At 68.7% G+C, this 973-nt stretch carries 2 protein-coding genes; both read right to left on the bottom strand.

Translation table 11 applies throughout. The annotated features are described in order from the left end of the window. Positions 1-35 precede the first annotated feature (35 nt). Complete coding sequence (locus x551_RS22705) at positions 36-596, bottom strand: isochorismatase family protein (protein ID WP_011830102.1); 561 nt, start codon at positions 594-596, stop codon at positions 36-38. Next, positions 593-973: WHG domain-containing protein (locus x551_RS22700; RefSeq protein ID WP_036251985.1), on the bottom strand; the 381-nt coding region annotated here is incomplete at its 5' end. The genes x551_RS22705 and x551_RS22700, both read right to left, overlap by 4 nt.

The following is a 973-nucleotide window of genomic DNA, read 5'->3' as shown; positions in this document are numbered from 1 at the left end:
GTCTCCAGTGTTCTGTCTGTCTTCTTGTCGGGCACTCAGGCGGCCGGGGTCTTCAGCAGCGCGAGCACGTCCTTGAACCGCGGATGGCGGCACGAATGCAGCCACTCGAATACGACCATCTCGGTGCTGACCACCCCCGCACCCGCCTCGCGCAGCCTCTGCATCGCGAGCGCGTGGTCCGAGACCTTACGCGATCCGCAGGCCGGCGCAACCACCCACACACGATGCCCGGCGCGCAGCAACCCCAACGCCGTCTGCAGCAGGCACACATGCGCCTCGCAGCCGGCCAGCACCACATCGCCCGTCGCGCCACCATCCGTCCGGATCAATTCCGACAGGCCATCGGCGCAGGCGTCGAAGTGCATTTTCGACAGGCTACTTTCGCAGAACTGACGCAGGCTCTCGACACTCGGTCCCAGCCCGGTCGGGTTCTGCTCGGTGCCGAGGGTGCGGATGCCCAGCAGCTGGGCGGCCCGAGCCAGCAGCGTCGCCTGCGCAAGCACCTCGTCGGCGTGGGCGATGGCCGGCATCAGCCGCTGCTGAAAGTCGACCAGCACCAGCGTGCTGCCGGGTGCGGACATCGCATTTGTCATCATCGTGCGGCTCCTTGCGTCCGGCCCAGGGCTCGCTCGACCAGCGCGTCGAGGTAGCGATCGAACAGGCCCTGCGATTCCTGATGGAACATGCGGATGCGGCCGGTGTGGCTCAACAGCAGCAGGCCCACGGTGTGCGCGAACAGCGCGGTGACCTCGGCCAGGGCGTCGCGCTCACCCAGGCCCAGTTGCGCCAGCGCGCGCTGCGCCGGTGCCAGCGCCGCGCGCAGGCGGGCATTGAGCTGCTCGTTGAGCTGCGGCGTCAGGCCGCGCGGTTGCAGGCCCTGGAACAGATAGAAGCCCAGATCCAGGTCGCGCGGGTTCTCGCGGTAGAAGCCGAAGAAGGCATTGGCGGCGCTGCGCAGGGTCGCCGCCTCGCC

This window comes from Methylibium sp. T29 (genome assembly GCF_000576205.1).
Taxonomy (GTDB): Bacteria; Pseudomonadota; Gammaproteobacteria; order Burkholderiales; family Burkholderiaceae_C; genus Methylibium; species Methylibium petroleiphilum.
The sequence above is the reverse complement of the archived record's forward strand: the minus strand, read 5'-3'. Positions and strand labels throughout refer to the sequence as shown.